Annotated in this window: 12 protein-coding genes; 3 read left to right on the top strand and 9 right to left on the bottom strand. The window is 68.6% G+C overall.

Annotated features, from left to right (window positions below; genetic code table 11):
• Window positions 1-93 precede the first annotated feature (93 nt).
• The 6 genes from EEJ31_RS10620 to EEJ31_RS10595 all read right to left on the bottom strand — a co-directional run bounded on the left by EEJ31_RS10620 (window position 94) and on the right by EEJ31_RS10595 (window position 8,114).
• Window positions 94-1,323, bottom strand: a complete 1,230-nt coding sequence (locus EEJ31_RS10620) for a type II secretion system F family protein (protein ID WP_158603944.1) — start codon at window positions 1,321-1,323, stop codon at window positions 94-96.
• Complete coding sequence (locus EEJ31_RS10615) at window positions 1,324-2,646, bottom strand: type IV pilus twitching motility protein PilT (RefSeq protein ID WP_325049343.1); 1,323 nt, start codon at window positions 2,644-2,646, stop codon at window positions 1,324-1,326.
• A gap of 26 nt (window positions 2,647-2,672) precedes the next feature.
• The gene (locus EEJ31_RS10610) at window positions 2,673-4,343 is read right to left on the bottom strand and encodes a GspE/PulE family protein (RefSeq protein ID WP_123046281.1); all 1,671 of its coding nucleotides are present in this window, start codon (window positions 4,341-4,343) and stop codon (window positions 2,673-2,675) included.
• Between the two features lie 142 nt (window positions 4,344-4,485).
• A complete protein-coding gene (locus EEJ31_RS10605) occupies window positions 4,486-6,711 on the bottom strand; it encodes a sensor histidine kinase (RefSeq protein WP_148040170.1) in 2,226 nt (741 codons plus the stop codon).
• Between the two features lie 17 nt (window positions 6,712-6,728).
• On the bottom strand, window positions 6,729-7,379 hold the full coding sequence (locus tag EEJ31_RS10600; RefSeq protein ID WP_233563848.1) for a response regulator: 651 nt from the start codon (window positions 7,377-7,379) through the stop codon (window positions 6,729-6,731).
• A gap of 96 nt (window positions 7,380-7,475) precedes the next feature.
• Complete coding sequence (locus EEJ31_RS10595) at window positions 7,476-8,114, bottom strand: thymidine kinase (protein WP_123046278.1); 639 nt, start codon at window positions 8,112-8,114, stop codon at window positions 7,476-7,478.
• A gap of 137 nt (window positions 8,115-8,251) precedes the next feature.
• Between EEJ31_RS10595 and EEJ31_RS10590 the strand changes: the two genes are divergently transcribed.
• Window positions 8,252-8,458, top strand: coding sequence for a DUF2795 domain-containing protein (locus EEJ31_RS10590; protein ID WP_123046277.1), 207 nt, complete (start codon window positions 8,252-8,254; stop codon window positions 8,456-8,458).
• Here the strand turns inward: EEJ31_RS10590 and EEJ31_RS10585 are convergent.
• Together EEJ31_RS10585 and EEJ31_RS10580 are read right to left on the bottom strand one after the other, a co-directional pair.
• Complete coding sequence (locus tag EEJ31_RS10585) at window positions 8,455-10,047, bottom strand: Rv2578c family radical SAM protein (protein ID WP_123046276.1); 1,593 nt, start codon at window positions 10,045-10,047, stop codon at window positions 8,455-8,457. The genes EEJ31_RS10590 and EEJ31_RS10585 overlap by 4 nt on opposite strands.
• Before the next feature lie 240 nt (window positions 10,048-10,287).
• Window positions 10,288-11,766 (bottom strand): malate:quinone oxidoreductase, encoded by a 1,479-nt coding sequence (locus tag EEJ31_RS10580; RefSeq protein ID WP_233563847.1) that lies wholly within the window; start codon window positions 11,764-11,766, stop codon window positions 10,288-10,290.
• A gap of 191 nt (window positions 11,767-11,957) precedes the next feature.
• Here EEJ31_RS10580 and EEJ31_RS10575 point away from each other — a divergent pair, with 191 nt between their 5' ends.
• Both EEJ31_RS10575 and EEJ31_RS10570 read left to right on the top strand, forming a co-directional pair.
• A complete protein-coding gene (locus EEJ31_RS10575) occupies window positions 11,958-14,522 on the top strand; it encodes a sensor domain-containing protein (RefSeq protein ID WP_123046274.1) in 2,565 nt (854 codons plus the stop codon).
• Window positions 14,523-14,623: 101 nt separating this feature from the next.
• Complete coding sequence (locus tag EEJ31_RS10570; protein ID WP_158603943.1) at window positions 14,624-17,146, top strand: sensor domain-containing protein; 2,523 nt, start codon at window positions 14,624-14,626, stop codon at window positions 17,144-17,146.
• Here the strand turns inward: EEJ31_RS10570 and EEJ31_RS10565 are convergent.
• On the bottom strand, window positions 17,143-19,728 hold the full coding sequence (locus EEJ31_RS10565) for a putative bifunctional diguanylate cyclase/phosphodiesterase (RefSeq protein ID WP_123046272.1): 2,586 nt from the start codon (window positions 19,726-19,728) through the stop codon (window positions 17,143-17,145). The two genes, EEJ31_RS10570 and EEJ31_RS10565, sit on opposite strands and share 4 nt — an antisense overlap.
• Window positions 19,729-19,872 lie beyond the last annotated feature (144 nt).

Raw genomic sequence — 19,872 nt, 5'->3', positions numbered from 1 at the left:
CGGATACTCAGGATAAGCAGGTCACCGCGCAGTTTTCCTACCTCAAAGGGGGGTGATTACCAGCCGTTCTACCCCCAGTGCGGGGGCGGATTGTCACTTGATCGCCGTGGCGATGCTGAAAATCGGCATGTACAGCGCTACGACCATGCCACCGATCACAACGCCGAGGAACGCGATCATGAGCGGTTCGATCATCGCCGTGAGCTGTTCGGTGGCGGACTGCACCTCGTCGTCGTAGAAGTCTGCGATCTTGTTGAGCATCACCTCGAGCGAGCCGGCATCCTCGCCGACCGCGATCATCTGGGTCACCATGGCGGGGAAGACCGGCTCGCGCAGCAGCGGCTCCGAGATCGAATGGCCTTGGCGCACCGACTCCGATACCTCGTTCAGGGCGCTCTCGATCACCCAGTTTCCCGACGTCTCGCCGACGATCTTGAGTGACTGCAGTATCGGCACGCCGGCACCGATCATGTTCGAGAAGTTGCGGGCGAACCGCGCCACCGCGATCTTCTTCATGAGCAGTCCGAAGACCGGCAGCTTGAGCTTGATCGGGTCGACGACCCTGCGCACCTGTTCGGTGTTCTTGTTCTTCCCCCACCAGATGCTGAACGCGATGCTCGACACGGCCAGAACCGGCACGACCCACACCATCGAATGCGAGAGGTGCACCAGCAGCATGGTGGGCGCGGGCAGCTCGCTGCCGAGTCCTTTGAACATGTCGGCAAAGATCGGCACGATGAAGATCAGCATGATGATGACCGCCACCAGCGACATGATCAGTACGATCACCGGGTAGGTCAGGGCCGACTTGATCGTCCCCCGAAGCTTCACTTCCTTCTCGAAGTTCTGTGCGATCGATTCGAGCGCCCCGTCGAGGAAGCCGCCGGTCTCGCCCGCGTGCACCATGTTGACCATGATCGGCGGGAAGACCTCGCGGTGGTTGAGCAGCGCGGCCGAGATCGATGCCCCCGCCTCGACCGAGTCTCGAACCTGCGCGAGCACCTTGGCGAGCGCTTTGCTCTCCGTCTGCTCGGCGAGGATGTTCAGGGTGCGCAGGAGCGACAGCCCCGACCCCACCATGGTCGCCATCTGACGGCTCATGATCGCCAGGTCCTTGAGGCCCACCCGCTTGGTCAGGCCCGGGATGCTGATCTCCTTGTTCAGGCCGGTCCCCTCCGGCACCTCGGTCACGGAGATCGGGGTGAGGCCCATGCTGCGCAGACGGGCCGTCGCGGCCGACTCGGATGCGGCATCCAGTCGACCCTTCACCACCTTGCCGGCGGCGTCCCGTCCCTTGTAGGCGTACTCCAGCGCGGTGGGCATTTAGACGCCCCGCGAGAAGGAGTCGCCGAAGTCGATGCCGTCAGACGAGAGGGCAGCGGATGCCGCGCCCGGCGCCCGGCGCATCAGCTGGTGCAAGGCGTCGAGGTCCTGAGCCTTCTCCTCCGCTGCTTCGCGCGTGATCACGCCCTCGGTCACCAGGTCGGCGAGGTGCTGGTCCATGGTGTGCATTCCCTGCGCCCGGCCGGCCTGCATGGCCGACGGAATCTGGAAGGTCTTGCCCTCGCGTATGAGGTTTCCGATCGCGGGGGTGGTGAAGAGAATCTCGGTCGCGACCACGCGCCCGCCGCCGGCCTTCTTCACGAGCGTCTGGCAGACCACGCCCTGCAGGGTGGCCGCGAGCTGGGCGCGCACCTGGCCCTGCTGGTGCGGCGGGAAGACGTCGATGACGCGGTCGATGGTCTGCGCGGCCGACTGGGTGTGCAGGGTCGCGAACACGAGGTGACCGGTCTCGGCGGCGGTGAGCGCCACCGAGATGGTCTCGAGGTCGCGGAGCTCACCGATGAGGATGACGTCGGGGTCCTGGCGCAGCACGTGCTTGAGAGCGGCGGCGAAGCTGTGCGTGTCGTGCCCCACCTCGCGCTGGTTCACCAGCGACTTCTGGTGCCGGTGCAGGAACTCGATGGGGTCTTCGACGGTGACGATGTGGTCGGCGCGGGTGCGGTTGATCAGGTCGATGAGCGCGGCCAGCGTCGTGGACTTACCCGAACCGGTGGGGCCAGTGACCAGCACGAGCCCGCGCGGGAGCTTGGCGAACTGGTTGATGGATGCGGGCACGCCCAGCTCTTCCAGCGGCTTGATGCCGGCGGGGATCAGACGGAACGCCCCACCGATGGAGTTGCGCTGCTGGTAGTAGTTGACGCGGAAGCGCGCTCCACCGGCGGTGTAGGCGAAATCGAGCTCCAGCTCGCGTTCGAACTGTTCCCGCTGCTCGTCGAACATGATGCTGTGGAGCGCCGAGTTCACCTTCTCGGTGCTCCAGACGTTCATGCCCTCGAGGGGGCGCAGGCCGCCGTCGAGGCGGATGCTTGGGGCGGCACCGGCGGTGACGTGGAGGTCGGAGGCGCCAAGACGCACCACTTCCTCAAGCGCGGAGACCAGCTCGGGATCCGCCTTCGCCAGGAACGCCCGCTGCTCGTCGGTCATGTGCGCTTCCGCGCGCGCGACGTGCGCCGAGACGGCCTCGCGCTCGGCGCGCCGGCTCGGCTGCGGCTCGAAGGAGTACGCCGGCTCCGAGCTGACGTCGTCGAGCGAGTACACCTTCGTCGGCGACACCACTGGAATCTCGTAAATCGGCTCGTCCATGGAGCCTCCCCCTTCGCTGTACCCCACTATGCGACCACTCGCAGAATCTCCTCGATCGACGTCAGACCCAGCCGCACCTTCGCCCAGCCGTCCTCGCGCAGCGTCTGCATCCCCTGCCTGCGGGCGGCTTCACCGATCTCGGCGCTCGACGCGCGGGCGACGGTGAGGCGTTCGATCTCCTCAGACATGGTCATGACCTCGTGCACGGCGATGCGGCCGCGGTAACCGGTGTTCGAGCAGCTCATGCAGCCGACGGGTCGGTAGATCGTGGGGATGTCGCCCTCGCCGGGGCTCGCGAAACGCAAGCGAAGCAGGTCTTCAGGGGCACGGTCATCCGCTGTCTTGCATCGGTCGCACAGCCGGCGCGCGAGGCGCTGGGCCATGACGCAGTCGAGGGCGGACCCGACCAGGAAGGGTTCGATGCCCATCTCGGTGAGTCGGGTCACGGCGCTGGGGGCGTCGTTGGTGTGCAGGGTCGACAGCACGAGGTGCCCGGTCAGGGCGGCCTCCACGGCGATCTGGGCCGTCTCGTGGTCGCGGATCTCGCCCAGGAGCACCACGTCGGGGTCGGAGCGGAGGATGGAGCGCAGCGCGCTGGCGAACGTGAGGCCCGCCTTGGGGTTCACCTGCACCTGGTTGATGCCGGCCATCCGGTACTCCACCGGGTCTTCGACGGTGATGACGTTGATCTCCGGTCGCGCTACCGAGTTGAGCGTCGTGTACAGGGTGGTGGACTTGCCCGACCCGGTGGGGCCGGTGACGAGGATCATGCCGTACGGCTTCGTGTACGCCTTCTTGTAGGCGGCGAAGTTGCCCTCGAGCAGGTTCAGTTCGCTCAGCTGCATGCTGGAACTCGAGTTGTCGAGGATGCGCATGACGACCTTCTCGCCCCAAACGGTGGGCAGGGTCGCCACGCGGAGGTCGATCTTGCGGCCGCCGTGGCTGACCGACATGCGGCCGTCCTGCGGCCTGCGGCGCTCGGCGATGTCGACGTCGCTCATGATCTTCAGGCGTGAGATGACGCCGGCTTGGATGCTCTTGGGGGCGCTCGGCATCTCATGCAGCACGCCGTCGATGCGGTACCGCACGCGGAGGCTGTGCTCGCCGGGTTCGATGTGGATGTCGGAGGCCTGGTCCTGGATGGCCTGGCTCACCAGCAGGTTCACGAAGCGCACGATCGGGGCGTCGTCGTCGCCCGGCTCCGACACCCCGAAGTCGGTCTGCTCCGACGGTGCGCTCTCCTCTTCGAGGGTGCTGGTGAGGTTGTTGAGCTCGTCGTCGGCGCGGTGGTGGCGGGTGATCGCCGCGAGCAGGTCGGAACGCTCCGCAACGACCGGGGCGACCGGCATCCGCGACGCCTCGCGCACGTCGTCGAGTGCGAACACGTTGCCCGGGTCGACCATGGCGAGAACCAGGTGGCCATCGTTGATCGCGATGGGCAGCACCTCGTGCCTGCGACAGATCGCGGGAGAGACGAGCGAGACGGCGAGCGAGTCGACGGGGTAGTCCAGCAGCTCGACGAACGGCAGGTTCGCCTGCTGGGCGCGGGCCTTCGCGAACTGCAGCTCGCTGATGAGCCCTTTCGCCACCAGGTCGCGCACGGGCGCTTCATCGGCCGGGTCGCCGGCCATGAGGGTGTCGAGCACTTCGATGGGAAGCAGGCCGTGCAGGATCAGGATCTCCGTCAGGGATGCCACACGAACCTCCACGACTGGAACAGATGCGCGAGCTCAGCAGCGGTGCGATGAACCAACGGATGCCCCGTTCAACCGAGTCGTACTGGCCAATGCTAGCGTGGCCCCAGCATTGGGGCAGCCCCGCAATCAGGGGGTGAGTGGGTCAGCCCAGCATTCCGTCTGCCGTCACCGTGACGATGCGGTGCCGGTCGGAGTCGACCACGATCGTGGCGAGCGCGTCGCGCCCCGCCGGAAGCACGCGCGCGGTGACCCGGCCGGATGCGGCGGCATCAAGCTCACCTGCCACGGCGGCGGTGACCGGCGCCATATCGCCGGGCGGCCGATCCGCGCTGTCATCGAGCAGGGTCACGTCCACGCCGCGGGCTCTGGCCGCCTTCGCAGCGGAGATGACCGGCTCGACGAACAGGGAGCGGGCCCGGATGGCGTCCCGCAGGGTGGCTTCCACCTGCAGGCACTCGGCCTGGTCATCAGCGCTCAACGGATGCGCGTCGGCCAGCCGCTCGAGCATCGGCCGGGCGAGCGTGCTCAACCGGGCCAACTGCGCGTGGCGCTCCTGGATGGCCGTGGTCTCGGCGAGCTCCGCGGCGTCTCGCACCGTGCGCTGGCGGTTGAGTTCGGTGAGGGTGGCCATCGACCGGCGTGCGGCGAAGACCCAGAGCGTTCCGGCCAGCAGCGTGCCCGCGTGCCGGATGACGAGACCGACGCCGCCGGCAGCGGGAAGCCCGTTCACCACCGCCCAGGCCACGGTGGCGGCGAAGAGCCCGCCGTAGCACGACCAGGCGATGCGATTGCGACCGCGCATGGCCAGGACGAGGAGCACGAGGGTGATCGCTCCGAGGTGCCAGTGCGCGAACGCGGCGGTGTCTTGGGGCGTCACCTCGAAGAACATCAGGATTTCCGCCGCCGCGAGCAGCGCCACGGTACCCAGGGTCTGCGCAGCCGGTAGCGGGTTGACCGCCGCCCTGGTGCAGAGCACCGCCGCCGCGCTCACCGCGAGGAACGCGAGCAACTCGAGCGGGAACCAGGAGGCCGCGCCGGGCCCGGTGAAGGCGAGGACCCCGTGCACGACGACAAACAGCACGATGATGACGCGCACCACGGGAGCCAGCATGGAGAACATGGCGCTGAACGAGGCCGGCGCATCGCCCCCGGCGGCCGGGCGATCCGGCGTCCAGGCAAGTGTGACCTCGGTGCCGGCTCCCGGGCGCGAGAAGACGCGCGCGCTGCCGCCCACGAAGGCCGACATGCGGGCGACGATGCTTCGGGCGATTCCGAGGCGGTCGGCCGGGACATCCGCTGCGTCGAACCCGATGCCGTCGTCACGCACCCGAACCACCACGGTGCCGTGGTCGTCGTGCACGTCGACGGAGCGGGAGACCGGACGAGCCGGCGCCGAGGACGCCAGCCCGGCGTGACGCAGGGAGTTGCGGAGCGCCTCCCCCGCCGCGAGCACGAGGGCGTCGACGACGAGGGCGGGAACCGGCCGGGCGCCGAGGTTCGAGGCGAAGGCCGTGCCGGGCGCGAGTTCGGCGGTGAGGGTGCGGAGGCGATCGCCCAGCACCGAAGCGGGCACCAGGTTGGCCGGCGGGGGCGCGTTCAGCCCGGTGATCCTCCCCAGCGTCTGGCGGGCGTACGCCGACAGGTGTGCGATGTCGACGCTGCCGCGGCCCGCCATGAGCAGCACCGAGAGCACGCTGTCGTGCACGAGGGCGTCAACCGTCAACCGCTCATGCTTTTGCGAGATGCGGGCCGCGCTCTCGGAATAGGCCGCGCGGTCGGCTTCGGCGGCAGCGGCCACGCGGGTCGCGATGCGTCGCACCGCGATGGTGAGCCCGACGAAGACGCTGATCAGAAGCAGCGTGTAGAGGGAATCCTTGGCGCCGATCAGGCGGACCTCCACGCCGGACGAACTCCACGCCCGCACCCATCCGCTGAGGCCGGAGACGAGGATGACGTACCCCCACGCCACGCGTGCCCGCGCTACCGTGGCGACGCACACGGCGGGGATGGCGGTGAAGGTGATCACCCACGGGATGTCGTTTCCCTCTGGCAGCCGGCCGTCGCGGAACAGCAGCCACTCGGCGATCGCGAGCACGAAGACGACGCCTTCGATGACCGCGAGCAGGCGGAGGACCCGCAGCGGTGCCCACAGCGACAGCGCGCCCATCGCGACCGGCACCCCGAACGCAAGGAGCCAGCACGCGGCGACCAGGGGGAAGTCGGCCCCGGGTGCCTGCTCGAGGAGCGGCCGCAGGGAGAGCGCGCCGAAGAACACTGCGCTGACCCCGAGCACGAGGTAGATGAGTCGGGTGAGCCGGTCCACCTCGTTGTCGCGATCCCGGTCGATGCGGCCGGTGCTGGCCGGCACGGCTCGGGCAGCCGCGCTCACGGCTGGCCGGGCACCGGCAGGATTCCGTCTTCCAACGCCCGCTTGTAGAGGTCGACCTTGGTGTTGGCCTCGCGACCCACCCGCCCGTACTTCGACCGGACCCGGCGGATGTAGTCCACGACCGTCGACTCCGACAGGCCGGTTTCCTCCGCCACGAGTGGTGCCTGCGCGCCCGAGGCGTACAGCGAGAGCACCTGGCGCTCCCGGGGGCTGAGGCCGGCGTCGGCGATTTCGGGGTCGCCGTCGAGTGCCGCGGCCCACTGGGTGGATGCCACCGGCTCGCCGGCCGCGGCGTGCGTCACGGCTTCGATCAGCACGGCAGCCGGTTCGGACTTGCACACGACGCCGAGAACGCCGCAGCGGGCCGCGGCACGCATCGCGTTCGCGTCGTCGCCGGCGGTGAACGCCAGCACCTCGATCTCCGCTGCCCGCAGCCGTTCGACGTTGTCGTACACCGTGGAACCGTCGGAGAGGCGGAGGTCGAGGATCGCGAGGTCGACCGGTTCACGCCCGGCCGACGAGTCGATCAGTTCGGCGACGGTGGCAACGGATGCCGCGACCTCGATGTCGGGACTGCTGGAGAACAATGCGGCGAATCCGCGCGCGACGATCTCATGGTCGTCGATGAGCGCGACGCGGTAACCCACCAATCAGCCCTTCCGTGCAACTCCCGGGGCAGCGGCCCCAGGCTTCCACTCTAAGCCTGTGGTCCGACATCACCGCCGGCGTGTTACGTGCGCGCGTCAGGCGGGAAGGCCAGAGGTCGCCCGGGCGTGCTTGTTCAGCACCCCGCCGCTCTCCTCGAGGTAGCAGGCGCCGCACAGCGACTCGTAGGTGACGTCGGCGCCGTCGATGGCCACCTGGTCACCGTCGAAGACGAAGGCGCCGTCGATGGTGCGGCCGTTGAAGACGGCCTTTCTGCCGCACCGGCAGATCGTCTTGAGCTCCTCGAGGCTGTGCGCGACCTCGAGTAGGCGCCGGCTGCCCGGGAAGGCCACGGTCTGGAAGTCGGTGCGGATGCCGTAGGCCAGCACCGGCACGTTCTCGAGGATGGCGATGCGCAGCAGGTCGTCGACCTGCACCTCGGTGAGGAACTGCGCCTCGTCGACGAGCAGCGCGCTCACGTCGCGGCCGGTCGTGGCCCGCGTTTCCCGGCGGTGCTGCTCGAAGGCGGCGAAGGCATCCGTTTCGGGGGCCAGCAGGTAGTCGACCGCGCGCGTGACACCCAGGCGCGACAGGATGCCCATGTCGCCCCGGGTGTCGATGGACGGCTTGGCGAGGAGGACCTGATGGCCGCGCTCCTCGTAGTTGTACGCGGCCTGCAGCATCGCGGTGCTCTTGCCGCTGTTCATGGCCCCGTACCGGAAATAGAGTTTCGCCACCAGAGGAGTTTACCGAGCGGCGGGGGCGTCATGCACCGTCACGCAGGGAGTCAAGGCCTTGTTGGCAGGTCGGGGCCCGTCTACGTTCTTAACCAACTGCACCCCGCCGCATGGGGTGGACTCGGAAAGGCATACTCATGATCCAGACCGGACTCGCGCCACTGGCGCAGTTGCTGAACGACATCGATTATCCGGCCACGCGCGACGATCTGGTGCGTTTGGCTCGGCGTGGCGGCCTCGACGGCGAGAGCGCGGCACTGTTGCAGACCCTGCCCAACCGGTCGTTCAACGGAACATGGGACGTCTATTACGCATTGGAGAATGACCTGGCGGTCGCGAGCTAGAACAAGGTCGGGGCGAGCTCGGGCGGAAGTTCCTCGGCGATGAGGGACCGACTGCCCGACTGGCCCGCGCCCGGTGCCGCAGCGGCGTCGGCGGTGACAACCCGAGTCCCCCGCCGTCGGCCCAGCGCACTGGATCGCACTCCCCCGGTGGCCGGGTCTTCGCGCCCGCGTTCCAGGCCGTGCCTGCGGATGAGCGGCTTGATGCGTGCCGCGAGCCAGGTGCGGTACTCCTTCGGCGCGTAGGCGCCCTTGGCGTACAGTTGCCGATACCGTGGCAGCAGCTCGGGGTGGTCGCGCGCGAGCCACTGCAGGTACCAGTCCTTGACGCCGGGCTTCAGGTGCAGCGCGGTGTACAGAACGGATGTCGCCCCGGCCGCCTTCGCCTGCCGCAGCGCCTCGTCGAGGTGCGTCGTCGTATCCGTCAAGAACGGCAGGATCGGCATCAGGAAGACCGAGCAGTCGAGCCCGTGCTCGCGCACCGCGGTCACGGTCGCCAGGCGCGCCTTCGTGCTGGGCGTGCCCGGTTCGACCGCCTGCTGCAGCTCGTCGTCGTAGATCGCGATGGACATGGCGAGGTCCACCGGCACGTGCTCGCTCGCCTCGGCGAGCAGGTTGAGGTCGCGGCGCAACAGCGTGCCCTTGGTGAGGATGCTGAACGGCGTGCCGTTGTCGGCGAGCGCGGCGATGATTCCGGGCATCAGCCGGTACCGGCCCTCGGCGCGCTGGTAGGGGTCGGTGTTGGTGCCGAGGGCCACCGGATGCCTGCCCCAGCTCGGTTTGGCCAGCTCCTTTCGCAGAACCTCGGCCACGTTCACCTTCACGATGATCTCGTTGTCGAAGTCCTTGCCCGCGTCAAGGTCGAGGTAGGTGTGCGTGGGCCGAGCAAAGCAGTTGTGGCTCACGACCCCGTTCGCGATGAAGTCGCCCGTGCTCGTCGTGATATCGATCATGTCCATCGCCGTGCCGAGGTCTTCGATCGAGACGATCTGCAGCCTTGCGTCGGACTTCACTGCGGCGCCTTCGATGCTCGTCTCCGGAACGCCGTTCAGGCCGAACCCCATGAGCTCGTTGTTCGTGGTGAGGTACGGACGCTGCTCGGCACCACTCATCGCGCCCGTCACGTACTTCCACCCCCGCTCGGTCAGGAAACGATGGTCGCCGCTCGCGACGATCTCGGTGCCATCGGCGAGCGTGATGCGATACCCGCGCTTTTTGGTTGCCCACGAGGCGAGCACCGGAGTCGGGACGTAGCGCCGGTAGCTACCCTCCGTTTGCGTGCCCATGATCACGTCACCGACTTTGACCGACCAGAGCGGCACCTGCCTTCCGTCCGCACGGAGGATAAGGGTCTCGGGACTGAGGCAATAGGCGCAGGCATGGGAGCAGCCTCGGTAGGGGTTGATGGTCCAGCCGAAGGGCATGGCGCTTTGGCCGGGAACGCGGTTGAGCGCCGACTTCGCGAGGATCTCGTGGAAGGTCACTCCCGCGAATTCCGGCGTCTGCACGCTTCGCACCAGGTTGTTCAACCTCGCGAGGCCGGGCAGCGCACTCGGCTGCTCGGTCTGCAACTCCTGCCCACTCCACCGCATGCATCCATTCGAACACACATTCGATAGGGGAGCAACCCCGCACCCGCCCTGCGCGGCATCCGTTAGCCCTGCCGCCTCGCCGCCGACGGGGCCAGGTCCGGTCGCGAGAGGCTCACGGCCGTCGTGCGGCGTGGGTTCAGGAAGGGGGCAGGTGCCGCAGCGCGCGCCGGCTTCCTGAACCCGCGCCGCAGCGACGGGCGACCGCACGGGGCGACCGCACGGGCGGCCGGGGACGCGGTCCTACGCGGGGAGGTGCAGCGCCTCGGCCGTGTCGGCGAGCGACGCGGCCGCTGCGGCCGGGTCGTCGGAGAGGCGCGTGCCGAGCGAGGGGATCATCTCGCGCAGCTTGGGCTCCCACGCGGGGTACTGCTCGGGGAAGCAGCGCTTGAGCAGGTCGACCATGATCGGGGCGGCAGTGGATGCCCCTGGCGACGCCCCGAGCAGGCCGGCGATGCTGCCGTCCGTCGACGTGACGACCTCGGTGCCGAACTGCAGCACGCCGCCCTTCTCCTTGTCTTTCTTCATGACCTGCACGCGCTGGCCGGCCGTGATCAGCTCCCAGTCCTCGGACTTCGCGGTCGGCATGAACTCACGCAACGCGTCGAGCTTCTTCTTGCGGCCGGCGAGCAGCTCGCCCACGAGGTACTTCATCAGGTCGAAGTTGTGACGGGCCACCGCGAGCATCGGGCCGATGTTGTGCGGGCGGATGGAGAACGGCAGGTCGAACCAGGTGCTCGTCTTGAGGAACTTGGGCGTGAACCCGGCGTACGGCCCGAACAGCAGCGACGGCTCGCCCTCGACCATGCGCGTGTCGAAGTGCGGCACCGACATGGGCGGCGCGCCAACGGATGCCTTGCCGTACACCTTCGCCTGGTGCTGGGCGACCAGTTTCGGGTTCGTGGTCTTCAGGAACTGCCCGCTGATCGGGAAGCCGCCGAAGCCCTCGATCTCGGGGATTCCGCTGTGCTGCAGCAGCGCGAGCGCACCACCGCCGGCACCCACGAAGACGAAGCGGGCGCGAATAGTACTGCGCGCATTGCCGACGTGACGGAGGAGCTTGAGCTTCCAGGTTCCGTCGTCCTGCTTGTCGATGTCGGTGACCTGCGTGTTCAACCGCAGCTGCCCGCCCTGGCGCTGCAGGTCGTCGAAGAGGTACCGGGTGAGCGCTCCGAAGTCGACGTCGGTGCCGGAGATGTTGCGGGTGGCCGCGATCCGTTGGCGCGGGTTGCGCTTCTTCATGATCAGCGGCGTCCATTCGGCGATCGTCGCCGGGTCGTCGCTGTACTCCATCTCGGCGAACAGCGGCTGGTCCTTCAGCACTTCCACGCGCTTCTTGAGGTACTCGACGTTCGCCTTGCCGCGCACGAACGTCATGTGCGGGGTGGGGTTGATGAACGTCTCGGGCTCGGGCAGCGCGCCGGTGCGCACGAGGTGCGCCCACAGCTGCCGGCTGATCTGGAACTGCTCATTGATGCTCACGGCCTTGTCGGCGGTGACGGAGCCGTCAGGCGCCTCGGGCATGTAGTTGAGTTCGCAAAGGGCGGCGTGGCCGGTGCCGGCGTTGTTCCACGGGTTCGAGCTCTCCTGCGCCACCGAGCCGAGCCGCTCGATCACCTGGATGCTCCAGTCGGGCTGTACCTGCTTGATGAGGGTGCCGAGCGTGGCGCTCATGATGCCGCCCCCGATGAGTACGACGTCGACAGGAGCTTCAGAATTCACGCTCTTCAGTCTATCCCGGGCGACGGATGCTCCGGGCCGGGCGCACAGACACCCCCGGGTCGCGCCGGATGCCGGGGCAGATAGGCATCCGCAGCTTCACGACACGAGCCGCGAGCCGCCGGGGCCGCGGCGCTCCCCTGTGCTAATTTTCGGAGCATGTCGATGCCGGCGCGACTGCGAAACGTGTGAGGATGCAGCTCTTCGAGCACGTCGACGACGGTGCCATTTCACAGCGTGCACGCGTGCGTCCCGTGGGCGAGCTCTTCCACTCCGGAACCCCGCTGCTGAAGCTCATCGACTCGGCGCCCGACGGGGTCGTGATCGTCGACAGTGCCGGCAGCATCGTGCTGGTGAACCAGCAGACCGAGCTCATGTTCGGCTACCCGCGCCACGAGCTCCTCGGGCAGACCATCGAGGTGCTGCTGCCCGAGCGCTTCCGGCAGGACCACCGCGCACGCCGGGCCGCATACTCGCGTGCGCCGCTCACCCGGCAGATGGGGTCGGGGCTGGAGCTCTTCGGGCGGCGCCGCGACGGCAGCGAGTTCGCCGTCGAGATCTCGCTGGCCCCGATCATGACGCCGAGCGGGTCATTCGCCTACAGCTCCATCCGCGACATCAGCGACCGGCAGCGCATCGAAACCGAGATGCGCACCCTCTCGTCGCTCGTGGAGTCCTCGAGCGACGCGATCATCGCCTGCAGCATCGACGGCGCCGTGCTCACCTGGAACAGCGCGGCCGAGCGGATGTTCGGCTACCGCGCCGGCGAGATGATCGGCCAGGGCGCCGGCCGCGTCCTCCCGATCATGGCGGAGACGACCGGGCCGGCCATGCACGCCCTGCTCCAACAGCCCAGCGCGTTCGAGACCTGGGGCATCCGCAGGGACGGCACCACCCTCGACATCTCGCTGAACCTCTCCGCCCTCGGCGGTGGTCCCGGCCAGCTCACCGGCATCTCCGGCATCGCGCGGGACATCACCGAGATGAAGCGCCAGCAGGCGGAAGCGGAAGCGAGTCGCGCCGAGGCGGACGCCAACCGCGCCGAAGCGATCGCGAGCCGGGCGCGCCTGGTAGAGGCGCAGGAGATGGCGTTCGCGGGCTTCGAGCGGTCGCCGATCGGCACCGGCATCGCCGACCTCGACGGGCGGCTGCGCCGGATCAATCCCGCCCTGTGCCAGATGCTGGGCCGCCCCGCAGCCGAGATCCTGGGCATGCAGACGCCGGACTTCCTGCATCCGCTCGACCGGGGCGACGACGAATCGATGACCCTGCGCATCCTGAACGGCGTGACCGACGACGTGCAGACCGAACGGCGATACCTCCGCGCCGACGGCACCGTCATCTGGGTGCATGAGTTCGCCTCGCTCGTGCGGGGCGACGACCAGGCTCCCTCTTACTTCTATCTTCAGCTGCAGGACGTGACCGAGCGCAAGGAGACCGAGGCGCTCCTCGCCCACCAAGCGTTCCACGACCCGCTCACCGGCCTCGTCAACCGCACCCGGCTCACCGACCACATCGACGAGTCGCTCGCGCTGGCTCGACCGGCCGGGCGACAGGTGGGCGTGCTGTTCCTCGACGTCGACCAGTTCAAGGTCGTCAACGACGGCCTCGGCCACGCGGCCGGCGACAGCCTGCTGGTGCAGCTGGTCAAGCGGATGCAGGCGGAGCTGCGTGACACCGACACCTTCGCCCGGTTCGGCGGTGACGAGTTCGTCATCGTCTGCGACAGCACCACCGTCGACCGCGCCCAGCGCGTGGCCGACCGCATCATCGCGATGACGAAGGAGCCGTTCTGGGTCGACGGCCACGAGGTGTTCGTCACGGTGAGCATCGGCGTGGTGCTTGCCGGCGACGATGACGACGCGCACATCCTCCTCCGGAAGTCCGATGTGGCGATGTACCAGGCCAAGGAGCTCGGGCGCGACCGCGTGGTGGTCTTCAACGACGCCATGCAGCTGCGGGCCTCTGCGCGCCTCGACATCGAGTCGCAGCTCGGCCGCGCGCTCGACCGTGACGAACTTCGGGTGGTGTACCAGCCGATCGTCGATGTCGCCAACGAGCGCGTGATGGGGTTCGAGGCGCTCGTGCGCTGGGAGCATCCCGACCGCGGCTGGCTCTCCCCCGCCGAATTCATTCCCGTGGCCGAGGAGACGGGCATGATCCTGCTGATCGGGGAATGGGTGCTGGGCGAGGCGCTGGCACAGCTGCAGCGCTGGCGGCGGGAGGTGCCGGGAGCCGCGGAGCTCTCGATGGCGGTCAACCTCTCCACCCGGCAACTGCGGGACACCCAGTTCGTGCAGGTCGTCGCCGAGACGCTCGACCGCACCGGCATCGATCCCGGCGCCGTGCATCTCGAGGTGACCGAGTCGATGGTGATGGGCGACGTCGACCTGGCGGTGCGCAACCTCGTCTCGCTGCGCGCCCTCGGCGTGCGGCTCTCGATCGACGATTTCGGCACCGGCTACTCCTCACTCGGATACCTGCAGAAGCTTCCCGTGCACCTGCTGAAGATCGACCGCAGCTTCATCGACGGGCTCGGCGGCGACGACCCGCACGCGGCCGCCATCGTCGGCGCCATCGTCGCCCTCGCACGCGACCTCAATCTGGGCGTCATCGGCGAAGGGGTGGAGTCCGCCGCGCAGCTCGCCGAACTCCATCGCCTCGGCACGGCGCAGGGCCAGGGCTTCCTCTGGTCGACGCCGTTGCGGCCGACGGATGTTCCGGGCTGGCTCCGAGAGCACAACGAGCAGCTGGTGTGATGGTTTCTCTCGGGAACCGCGGGGACAAAGACCTCCATAGAATGGGGACGTCCCCCGGCCAGGGGGACGCCCCGATCCGCCGTGCGATTCCGAGACTCCTGATGCCAGCAAAGTCCAGGCCCGACGAGGGGCCAGCGCTTCCGAAGAAGCGCCGCCTGCGGCGACGCTATGCCAATGCCGGTGAAATGGCGCGGCTGCAGGCCGACCTGCTCAACGCGGTGAACCAGTCGGTGATCGCCCTCGACACCCACGGTGTCATCGTGTTCTGGAACACGTCCTCCGAGGAACTCTACGGTTGGACGGCCGACGAGGTCGTCGGCGCCCGATTCTCCGACCTCGGGGTGGCCGACCCGGATGACCGCAATCTTCCGCGAATGGAAGCCGCCGTCCGCGCCGGCGAGCCATGGTCGGGCGAGCACCGCGCCCGGCACCGGAACGGCACCAGCCTCAGGGTGCACGTCTCGCTCACCCAGGTGCCACGGGAGAAAGGCCGCCCGGCGGCGATCCTGGTGGCGTCGACCGACATCGCGGGCCGAAAGCGGGACGACGCGACCCGGCTCCGTCTCGCGCAGCTGGTGGAGTCATCCGACTACGCACTCAATGAACTCGACCTCGACGGCAACATCACCAGTTGGAACGCCGGTGCCGAGCGGCTCTACGGTTACAGCGCTGCAGAGATGATCGGGCAGCCGGTCAGCCTCCTCAATTACAGCGAAACGCGCGGCTCCGACCAGTTCCAGGCCCGTTTGGAGGCCGGTGAGCCTGTGGTGGAGTGGGACGCCGAGGGCCGCCACAAGGACGGCAGCCGCCTGCACGTGCTACTCACCCTCACGGCGACCCACGACGAGGATGGCCGGCGCACGGGCACGGCCGCGATCGCCCGCGACATCACCGAGCGGAAGCGCCTGCTCGAGGAGGTGGAGCGCGAACGCGACCGGCTCAACCAGGCGCAACGCGTCGCCCACGTCGGATCGATCGAGGTGGACCTGCTCACGGGCGAGCAGTGGTGCTCCGACGAGGCCTGCCGCATCCACGGGCTCTCCGCGGGTTCGTCGTTCTTCGAAGAGGCCTGGCAGAGCGCGCTGCACCCCGATGACCGCATGCGCGTGGCGCAACGGGTGCTGGAGGCGCGGGAGCGGGGAACCACGGCCGACTTCACCTACCGGGTGGTCCGACCCGCAGGCGGCGTCACCTGGGTGCAGATGCGGCTCACCGCCGAACACGACGATGCCGGTGTGCCGGTGCGGCTGGTGGGAACGACCCTCGACATCACAGCGACGAAGGAGATCGAGGCCGCCCTCGAGCACCAGGCCTACACGGATGCGCTGACCGGGCTCGCGAACCGGGCGTTCCTGACCCTGCGGATCGAGTCGGCGCTTCGGGACGCCGAGACCCACGGCCAGCAGGTGGCCCTGTTCTTTCTCGACATCGACCGTCTCAAGGTCGTGAATGACGGCATGGGGCACAGCGCCGGCGACGACCTGCTCGTGCAATTGGCGAATCGCCTGCGCGGCCACGTGCGCCCCGAGGACACGCTCGCGCGGTTCGCCGGCGACGAGTTCGTCGTGGTGTGTCCCGACATGACCGAGCGCAAGGCGCAGCGGCTGGCGGAGCGCCTTGCCACCACCGCGCACACCCCCTTCGAACTCGGCGACCGAGAGGTGTTCGTCACGATGAGCATCGGCATGGCCATCTCCACCCCGGGTGACACGGCCAGCATGCTGCTCCACCACTCTGACGCCGCCATGTACCGCGCGAAGTCGTCGGGCCGGAACGAGGCCGTGTTCTTCGATGAGGAGATGCATCGCAGCTCGCTGGCCCGCATGGAGATGCAGACGCTTCTGCCGCGCGCCATCGAGCGCGGGGAGCTGCGCGTGCACTACCAGCCGCTGGTCGACATCGACACCGGCGAGGCGAAGGGCTTCGAGGCCCTGGTGCGCTGGGAGCAGCCGGGCGTGGGGCTGGTTTCCCCGGACGACTTCATTCCGCTCGCCGAGGAGTCCGGACAGATCGTCGCCGTCGGCGAGTGGGTGCTGGGCACCGCTCTCGCCGACGCCCAGTACTGGCGCTCGACCGTCCCCGGTGCCGCCGACCTGAGGATCGCGATCAACCTGTCGGCACGCCAGCTGCAGCATCCGGGCCTCGTCGACATGGTGGCGGCGGCGCTCGCATCGTCGGGAATGGACCCAGCGGCCGTCGAGCTCGAGATCACCGAAACCGTGCTCATGGACGACGTCAAGAATTCCCTCGACACCCTCACCCGGCTCCGCCGGCTCGGCGTCGGCGTCGCCATCGACGATTTCGGGACCGGTTACTCGTCGCTCAGCTACCTGCGCCAGTTGCCGGTCACCACCCTCAAGATCGACGGCACGTTCATCGACGGCCTCGGCGGGGCAGCCGACGAGCACGCGCGGCCGATCGTCGAGGCGATCATCTCGCTCGCGCGCGCACTCGGCCTCTCCGTGATCGCCGAGGGCGTCGAGACGACGCAGCAGCTGACGGTGCTGCGGAAACTCGACGCGCGACTCGGGCAGGGCTACCACTGGGCGCGGCCGATGCCGTACGAGGATGTCGCGCCCTGGCTGCGCGCCCAGGGGCGCTCCGGGCTACTGAAGCACGGTTAGCCGGAGGCGGAGTCCTCGAGGGCCGCCTCGGCCACAGCGCGTTGTTCCGCAGCGAACAGGGCGAATTGCTCGGCGGCCTGCATGCCGAGCGGGTGGTTCTGGCCCTGCTGCTCGATCGGGGCCGTGGACACGTCGTCGACGACCGGCGGCTCCGCCTGCGTCTCGTGCGCCACCGACGCAGGCACGACCGCGGCCGACCCGAACGCCTCCAGACGGCTGAGGGTGGCCTCCAGGCCTCGCGGCGAGCCGAAGTAGTACCCCTGCGCGCTCCGGATCCCGAGCGACGCGAGGTTCGCCGCCGTCTCGGCGCTCTCCACCCCTTCGACGATCATGGAGTACTCGAGGTTGTCGCCGAAGCCCTGCAGCGCACGCAGGATCTCCTGCTGGCGCACGTCGGCGAGGTTGTCGGCGAGGCTGCGGTCGATCTTGAGGATGTCCATGGGAACCCGCACCAGCGCATCCACCGACGAGCCCTGGGAGCCGTAGTCGTCGAGCGCCACCAGCACGCCCATGTCGCGTAGGCGCTCTGCCTGGTCACGCACGGTCTCGGACACCCGGCTCACGGAGCGCTCGTTGAGCTCGAGACAGAGTGAGAGCGCCGGGTACTCAACGACGAGCGCCTCGATGAACGAGCCGACGCGGTCGGGCATCAGCTGGTTGGCGTCGATGTTCACGGTGACGCAGACGATGCTCGCCTGCGCCAGCCGGAACTCGGCCGCTGCGCGCATCGCCTTGCCGGCCACCTGCCGGGTCAGGTCGTCGAGCTTGCCGATGTCCTTGGCCTTCTGCACGAGCGATGCCGGCGAGACGACCCCGAGCACCGGATGCGTGTAGCGAACGAGCGCCTCAAAGGCCCAGATCTGTCCGGTGACGAGGCTCACGATCGGCTGGAACACGAGTTCCAACTGCTCGTCGTCGATGGCCCGGGCAACGATGTCATTCATCTCGGAGGAGCGGTGGGCGGAGATGTTGATGGTGCTCTCTTCGGCGATGCCGCCGCCGCGGCGCCACTTCTTGATCGCGAGCATGCTGTGGTCGGCATCCTTGACGAGCTGGCTGACGTCGGTCTCGCGGTGTGCGGAGTAGGCGAGGCCGATGCTGAGCACCGGCGCGAAGGTGACCGGGCCGACGGTCAGCCGACGACTGGTCTCCTCCATCACCCGTTCGGCGAGCAGCTTCGCCTGCGCGAGCGAGACGAGCCGGGTGAGGATGATCACGAACTCGTCGCCGCCGACGCGCGCCACCACGTCTCCGTTGCGCACGACCTTCCGAAGCCGCCGGCCCAGTTCGCTCAACACGCGGTCGCCCACGTCGTGGCCGTAGCGGTCGTTCAGCAGCTTGAAGTCATCGAGGTCGATGAAGAGCACCGCGAGCGCCTCGGAATACTCGCGGTGGTCGTTGATGTTGGCGAGCGCCTCCTTGAACGCGCCGTAATTCGGGAGCCCGGTGAGGGCATCCGTGTTGGCGCGTGCCGTCAGGCCGCCGATGTTGTAGCGGTCTTTGATGACGACGTTCGCGGTGAAGGCGAGGGCGCCGAGGAGGTCGCTGTCTTCCGGCGAGAAGTGCTTGTCCATCGGGTCGCGGCGGGCGACGACGAACCGGGTCACATCCTTGCTGAGACGGATGCGCGCGCCGATCTCGCCGACACCCGGCGGTGTGTCGCGGAGGCCCACCTGCTCGACGCCGACGCTGCGCAGCACCGAACGGTACAGCGTTTCGATCACACTCGGCGTGGCGGCGTTCGGGTCGTTCAGGTCGATCGCGGCCGGCGTGGAGTGCCGACCGGTCTCGGCCAGTCGCATGGCGCCGACGATCAGTCCGCGCAGCCGGCGTCGCATGACGACACCGCGGATGAGGGACTGGGCGAGCACCGAGAGCAGCACGAGCAGCACCAGCACGACGACGGAGTTCTGGGCGGCGCTGCCGAGCGCGAAAAGCGGCACCCCGCTGCTGCTCGCGTAGGAGGCGAGGGCGGATGTCACAACGCCGGCGAACGCGACCGCACCGAGGCGTGCCGGTGAGATCGTGGCCAGGCCGCCGCTCACCTGGCTGCCCGTCATCATCGTCAGTTCATCAACGGCGGCATCGACGCTGGTGCCGCGGAAAGACCCCACCCGCAGCAGTTCCACGGCCAGGACGAACACGAGATACGCGAGCGTTCCCAGCGCGGATGCCGCGGGGTGCAGCATCCCGGCGTCGCCGAGGAGCAGGGAGACGCCCACCGAGACCATCGAGCCGGCGCCGGCGAGCCCGGCCCCGTAGAGCACGACCACGAGCTGGCGGGTGCGCACCAGCGCCAGGAGGACACCGAGGGCGACCAGCCCGGCCGCGGTTCCGAACGGGACGCTCGCCGCGAGGGCCGGGAGAACGAGGACGGGAAGGCTCACCACGGGCGTGCGGTGCGGGGCGCGGGAGAGCGGGAAGCGGTTGTATTCGAGGGTGGCGACGCAGATGAGCGCCATGACGGCGATCGCCCAATCCATGCCGCTCGAGCCTCCGAGCAACAGCAACGCCTGCCCGATCAGGGCCGCGCCGATACCGGCGAATCCCCAAAGACCGAGGCGCCGTGCGCTCACAGCCATCGCGCCCCCCTCCACCTTGTCGCCAGACTAGCGGGGCCGGAGGGGGTGCAGATACCCAAAGGCCGACAGACAAGCTGACTGCCCCCGACTTGGGGGCGACGCCTGGTCTTCCCCCGAACGAGGCGGGCGGGGCCTTTCGGCGAA

The organism is Cryobacterium tepidiphilum, from assembly GCF_003716325.1.
GTDB lineage: Bacteria > Actinomycetota > Actinomycetes > Actinomycetales > Microbacteriaceae > Cryobacterium > Cryobacterium tepidiphilum.
Note: the sequence above shows the minus strand (reverse complement) of the source record. Positions and strands in the feature narration are given on the sequence as shown.